This window comes from Bacillus sp. B1-WWTP-T-0.5-Post-4 (assembly GCF_009183795.1).
Lineage (GTDB): Bacteria > Bacillota > Bacilli > Bacillales > Bacillaceae_G > Bacillus_A > Bacillus_A cereus.
In genome coordinates this window covers 1-6,125 of sequence record NZ_WEIJ01000025.1, presented here as the reverse complement: position 1 = coordinate 6,125, position 6,125 = coordinate 1, and the positions used below count along the sequence as shown (strand labels likewise).

Genomic DNA, 6,125 nt, shown 5'->3' with positions numbered 1-6,125 from the left:
TAAACTCATATGTTAGTAGTCCGTCTAACTGCTCGAAGTGGCCGTCTTCGAAAAACTGCGGCGTCTTCGGTAGGTGATTTGTAAGGATCGTTAATTGTCTTCCGTATTGATCCGTTACGATAATCATGCTGTTAACATCGTTTGTCATTTTATCCCGCCTTTCCGTGGAATCCCCACATATACATAAACGCGAGCCTATCGTAATTTGACAGACTCGCGTTTTTAGGTTATAGATATCGATTTGTGAATTTGATGCTTGTTTCTCCTGCCGATGGTGGGTAGATCGCAATCTCTGATCGTCCCGTCGGAATGCTAAAGAAATCACTAGACGGATCTAACATATCATTTGCTAGAATTCCGTTTTTGTAGATAGACGCCGAAGCCATATCGACCTCTAACGTGTCGCCTCGCTTAAACGCCATATCGTTAACCTGCTCGCGTTGATTCTCGTTGTACTTGTATACGTTGACGTGATCTAACGTCATGTAGTAGCGTTTGTCGCCATTACCTAGCGCCGATGTTTCGAGTTGTATGCCTGCTAATTTGTTAAGGTAGCGCCCTGTGTAATCCGCATACTCTCGATATAGTTCGGTATGGAATCGTCCTGTTTTCGCATCTTGTAACGCAAAGTACGTAAACCATGTAACGTAGCCCTTGCGTTCTTTGCGTCCGAATCGGATAATTCCGTTATTCCATTCAGACCAAACCCCATCGAAGCCGCCGCGATCGTAAACCATCGCGATACCGTTCTTATTGTCGCCGAACTTAACTGTCGCAATCTGCTGCGTTTTAAGCCATGTAACATCGTTTAGATGCGCATTACCGAACTTGCGGCCGTTCTGATCGAGTAGGTAGAATCCGACTCTTCCCATATCTCGACGATCCCACGATCTAAACGTAGAATGCAGCTCGACCATAAAGTTATCGATCGGCTCAGGAATGTTACGATACATAGATGCGCCGTGCCAACCTGCGAAGCGATCTTCGGGCTTGTCTTTGTTTCCGCCGTAGTCCCACCCCTTTTGGTGGAATAGATAGCCGTTACTTTCGAATGTACCGTACACGATCCCGTCGTAAATCTCGCTCGCATCCGTCCATTGTCGTACATCGATCAGCTCGTCGTATAAAACACGCTCTTCGTATGGAACTGTCTGTTTATTGTAGTCAGGCGCTTGTCCCGCAGTTACCGCATAATCCTTTCCGATAACGGAAACTGTCGGTGTATCTTCGGCGAATGTAATACGTACGTTCGGATACGCTTCGGCCGTTCCGTCGTTCACGACTTCGGTTTTCATATTTCCGCGCTCTATCTTATATTCTTTCTCTAGTCCGTCACCTACTGGATCAGAACATAGTAATGTGAATTGAATCATGCAGCTTGTTCCGATTGGCGTTATAGGCGTTGATCCGTCGAGCTTTGCCGTGTAACTTACGTGATTCTTAAAATCGAAGATTAATTCGCCGTCAGGTACGTTTAACCAACGCCGAATGTCATCTAGCTTCGTTTCTCGCTCTAATTCCGTATCTGCCGTTATCGTAGCGACAACGTTATAACGCATTACGTCCGTTTCTGATCCGAAATCGTAAGCGCCGATTTTACCCGACGCTTTTAATAGATTTGCGGTTTTTTGCGGTAGTAGATCCCGCTCGATCGTATTTACTAACATGTATCTGCTTGCGTGTCGTCCTCTATAGATGAATGACATTCTATCTCCCCCTCGATCTTTCTTTCGCTCGTTCCATGCGCTTTAATTCCGCTGCAATGCGCTCTACGTCCGCCTCTTCGCGCACATGTAGCTCCGCTACTTGAACGGTAGAGTTGTATACGTTGCCGCTTTGATTACCACGATCCCCTTGTTGTCCGAATGCTGCTACCGTAGTAGGTCGATTCGCAGTACGAATAAAGTTAAATAACCTCGCCTGCTGCGCTTGCGTTAGTACCATTTCATTTTTGAGTAATCTTGCGTCTATCTCGTCGAACTTCGGTCGATGTGCGACCAGTCCCGCAGGAGATCCGCCGTTATGGTACTTCGGACGTTTCGTTTCTTGTGATAATGTCCCGCCGTTATGCCTAAATATGTTTGATACTGTACGTGTGATCGACTCTTTGATGTTGACAATGACGTCTTTGAATTCAGTCTTTGTCGCCTTTTCCCTTACCCGATCTAGTTCCGCATCTGCTTGTGATGGGTCCATATTCAGGTTTTTCGTAACCTCTTCCTTCATTTTCGCTTCGGCGTCTGCGTTCTTCTTCTCTACGTCGGAAATATCGCCCTTCGTCTTCTTCGTGTTTTCCTTTTGCGCATCTGCATTCGCTTTTGCGTCCTTCTGATTGAAGTCTGCGGTATCACCCTTCGTCTTCTTGACGTTTTCTTTCGAGCCTTTTTTGTCGGCTTCCGCATTCTTCTGATCGTGATCTGACGTGTCGCCCTTCGTCTTCTTAACGTTTTCTTTCGAGCCCTTTTTATTGGCTTCGGCGTCTTTCGCTTCGAAATCCGAGATATCACCTTTTGTTTCTTTCGTCGCAGGTTTTTCGAGATTTTCTTGCAGTTCATTGGCTTTTTGTTTCTCTTCGTCGGTGTTCGTGCTCACCTTTTTATCGACGGGCTTTCCTAGTGTTTCGTTCATATCCTCGATAGATCCCGTAGTATCTTCGATTCCTTGTTTGTAGAGATTATGGTTGTCTTTCGCCTGATCGATAGCCGTTTTCGCTTCTCTTAACTTCTCGACGTTTTTAGATGAAGCCTCGTACTGCGCTAGTTGCTCGCCCTCTAGTCCGTGGTTAGCGATTTTTTGTTTCTCTAATTCCGCTAGTACTTTCTCTTCGGCGGCTAACTTCTCGTTTACCTTTCCTGACAATTCTCCGACTGCCCCCGTAATGCCTACGGTTGCGGCTTGCTCTTCGATAATTTTATTCGTAGTTTTTTCGCTCAGTTGTAATTTTTGTTGCGCTGCGTTTAGATGCCCTCTTAATTCCGTACCCGCAGACTTATTTATCGCTAGTTCGGTGTTTGCAGTTTGTAACCTCTCTCGTTGAAGATTTAAATGCTCGCCTGCTTTTTCGATCTGCCTTTCCTCACCGCGATTTACGGCTTCGTTAAATTCCTTTTTAGCCCTATTGTAGCGAGCTTGAGCTTCAGCTTGTGCTTCTTCGAGTCCTTTACGCTCTTTTAACGATTCCTGATAGTTCTTTGAAGCCTTTACCATATCTTCTAGATCTTTTTTCTGGTTAATCATAAGTTGCGTTTGTTGTAATTCGAGCTCTATACGCTGCATTTCCTTATATGAGTCGCCCAGTTTTCGCGCCTCGTCCGAAGTTTTAGCGATCGAATTCCCCTTCTTGTCGAAGGCTTGTGCCGTCGCAGGTGCTTTCGAAATGATTTCCGCGTTAACATCTAGATACTCTTTTAACTCGTCCTTCGTAGCGCCTGATTTCTGTTGTAACTGATCGTATTCGTCGATAAGTTTTTGCTTTTCTGCGCCCTCTTCCGCCTTTTGGATTTCGTTAGTTAGATCTCGATAGCGTAATAACTCGTCCGTAGTAAGGTTAATCTTGCCCTTTAGTTGGTCGTGCTTGTCCGCTAGGTCGTACATTCCTTGCGCCTGCTCACCTAACGATTTATACGTATCTAGTGAAACCTCTTTGTACTCTCGTGTAGCGCCTTTTGCTTTCATGAGAACTAGTGACAATGCGCCGACTGCTGCCGAAACTCCTGCAATCCATAATGTAGCAGGATTCGAAACAAGCGTAGCTCCCATAAGTCTTATCGCCGCATTAATCTTACCGAGATTTGAATATACGAGCGTCGCCGCGGCTGCGAAACCTGCTGCCGCCAATCCTGCCACTAAGAACGCAGGATCTAATTGCGCTAATGATCCGACTAGTGATGCTGCGACTTGCATTACCGCAGTAAGTGCAGGTATTAATTGCTGCCCGATATTGATTCCCAAACCTTCGGCGGCTGATTGTAACTGAGTCCACGCGCCTAGTAACGTAGCTTGCTGAATTTCCGCTACTCGTTGCGCAGTTCCGCCCGATTCTTCTAATGTTTTTTTATAGTTTTCTAGCGCGGGTTGTCCTTGTGATAGTAACGCTAAGAATCCCGCCGACGCTTCCGTACCTACTAATTGTGCTGCAGTTACGGTTTTTTGTGCGTCTGTCATGCCTTCCATTTTCGAACTAATATGACCGATCAATTCAGGAAGTGGCTTGAACTGTCCGTTTGCATCTACTACCGAAATTCCCAGTTTCTCGAATGCCTTTTCCGTTTGTCCCGTTGGATTCGCTAAAGATAGTAACGCAGCACGTAAAGATGTACCTGCTTGCGATCCTTGAATACCTGCATCGGACATTTTCGCGATTGCTGCTGCCGTATCTTCGATTCCCCAACCTAGAGAATGTGCTACTGGTGCAACGTATTTCATCGCCATACCTAGTTGATTCATATCAGTATTCGCAGTTGTGAAGGTTTTCGCTAATACGTCTGTCGCATGTCCCGTGTCTTTCGCGGATAATCCGAAACCTGTCATGATATTCGATGCGATGTCAGCGGCAGACCCTAAATCGATCGCGCCTGCTGCAGCTAGATTTAATACCGATGGTATTGCGTCGATACTGTCTTGCGCTTTGAAACCCGCTAACGATAGGAAGGAGAGTCCGTCCGCCGCTTGCGAGGCGCTAAACTGCGTTGTCGCCCCTAAATGTTTCGCCGTATCGCTTAACTGTTTAAATTCGGAATCTGTCGCCCCTGAGATCGCCTTTACTTTCGCCATTGACTGTTCGAAGTTTGCCGCAGATTTTACTGATGCACCTACCGCAGCTACTACGGCATTTCCCGCCATTGCCGATGCCTTGCTTAACGCCGACATGCCTTCCGAAGACGACTGCGCTCCCTGATTTAATCCTTGCATATCTTGTCTTGCTTGACTTACGCCCTGCCTAAACTGAGCGTTATCGAGTACGAGCCGCGCCCGTACTTCGCCTGCATTTGCTGCCATACAATCACGCTCCTTTACGATAGTGCTCGTAGCTCTTCGAATTTGCTACGATTGAACTTTTCTGTTTTCGGTTTGATTCCCGCTTCTCTCGTCCATGTGCGGATTAATTCGCGGTACTCTTTTTGCTCTAGGTTTCTAGCATTTATGATCGTTAGTAGATCCAGTTTGCGCGCAGCTTTTCGATTTCTTGATTTCTCAGCATACGCAGCAAGATCGATAAGGTAATAGTCTTCTTCGATCTGTCTTTGTGTAACGCCCATTACCGAAGCCATTTCGAGAAGAAAATCTTCGAAGGGATCGTCTAGGCTTCCGTCGTAGCCTCGATCGTCTCCGTCGCTTCCTCCGTCTTCTTCGCTTTTGGTAACAGGCTTATCAGGTTTTTTACCATACGCTCTAGATCGTTGTATTTAACCATTTGTACGAGGTATTCTACGATCTCCGACATTCCCGCTTCGCCTTGCAGGTATTCAACATCGATACCCGTTAATTGCGAAGTGATCGTTACGAAGTCGTCTGTCGCAGCTTCTACGGCCGCGATCGCATATGCAGCGTACTGATCCGCAGGTGCGTTAATTACTTGAATAATTAGATTCGGAACGTTACCCGATACGGCGATCAGCTCTTTGAACTCTTTCGGCGTAACCTTTCTGATACGAACCTTCTTCATACCTAGCGTTAACGTGTCAGGCGCTAACATCGCCTTACTCGCTTCTTTCTTTGTAAAAACATTGGTGATTTTTCTAATCATATATCTTCCTCCTTGTCAAGTTTGACGAAACACAAAAAATGTGCTTTACAAGAACATAAACGCCGATAAACGACAAAAAAGACTAGAGCCGTAGCCCTAGTCCTGATTTATCGTGCTTATTTAGTTACGGAAGCCTTTACCGTTTCTTTTTCCTTGACAGTTTCGTCACCTAAGATATATAGAGTGCCGTCCGCCTCAGGGAACGCATTGAACGTAATGTTCGCGATACGCTCGTTGTCAGGATCGTACGTGTAATCAGGATCAGCTGACGCCGCTGCGTTTGGTACAGTGATCCAGTCATTCGGCGTAGTGTCAGGCGCAGTCGGTTTAATAACCATTTTCTTCGCAGTCGATAACATATCGAATCCCGCTTGCGCAG

Annotated in this window: 4 protein-coding genes and 1 pseudogene; all 5 read right to left on the bottom strand. The window is 46.2% G+C overall.

What is annotated here, in order from left to right:
* Nucleotides 1-227 precede the first annotated feature (227 nt).
* On the bottom strand, nucleotides 228-1,706 hold the full coding sequence (locus GBN91_RS28325) for a distal tail protein Dit (RefSeq protein ID WP_061654624.1): 1,479 nt from the start codon (nucleotides 1,704-1,706) through the stop codon (nucleotides 228-230).
* 1 nt (nucleotide 1,707) lies between these two features.
* Nucleotides 1,708-4,998 carry a phage tail tape measure protein gene (locus GBN91_RS28320; RefSeq protein WP_061654625.1) on the bottom strand — a complete coding sequence of 1,097 codons (3,291 nt, stop codon included), beginning with the start codon at nucleotides 4,996-4,998 and terminating at the stop codon, nucleotides 1,708-1,710.
* A 14-nt stretch (nucleotides 4,999-5,012) separates the two neighbouring features.
* The gene (locus tag GBN91_RS28315; RefSeq protein ID WP_080450825.1) at nucleotides 5,013-5,270 is read right to left on the bottom strand and encodes a hypothetical protein; all 258 of its coding nucleotides are present in this window, start codon (nucleotides 5,268-5,270) and stop codon (nucleotides 5,013-5,015) included.
* Between the two features lie 29 nt (nucleotides 5,271-5,299).
* Complete coding sequence (locus GBN91_RS28310; protein ID WP_061654627.1) at nucleotides 5,300-5,746, bottom strand: hypothetical protein; 447 nt, start codon at nucleotides 5,744-5,746, stop codon at nucleotides 5,300-5,302.
* 116 nt (nucleotides 5,747-5,862) lie between these two features.
* Nucleotides 5,863-6,125: pseudogene (locus tag GBN91_RS28305) on the bottom strand (hypothetical protein); the annotation flags it as partial.

Coding starts and splice junctions, on each gene's coding strand:
- GBN91_RS28310 (WP_061654627.1), bottom strand. CDS start 5,746: ATGATTAGAAAAATCACCAATGTTTTTACAAAGAAAGAAGCGAGTAAG.
- GBN91_RS28315 (WP_080450825.1), bottom strand. CDS start 5,270: ATGGCTTCGGTAATGGGCGTTACACAAAGACAGATCGAAGAAGACTAT.
- GBN91_RS28325 (WP_061654624.1), bottom strand. CDS start 1,706: ATGTCATTCATCTATAGAGGACGACACGCAAGCAGATACATGTTAGTA.
- GBN91_RS28320 (WP_061654625.1), bottom strand. CDS start 4,998: ATGGCAGCAAATGCAGGCGAAGTACGGGCGCGGCTCGTACTCGATAAC.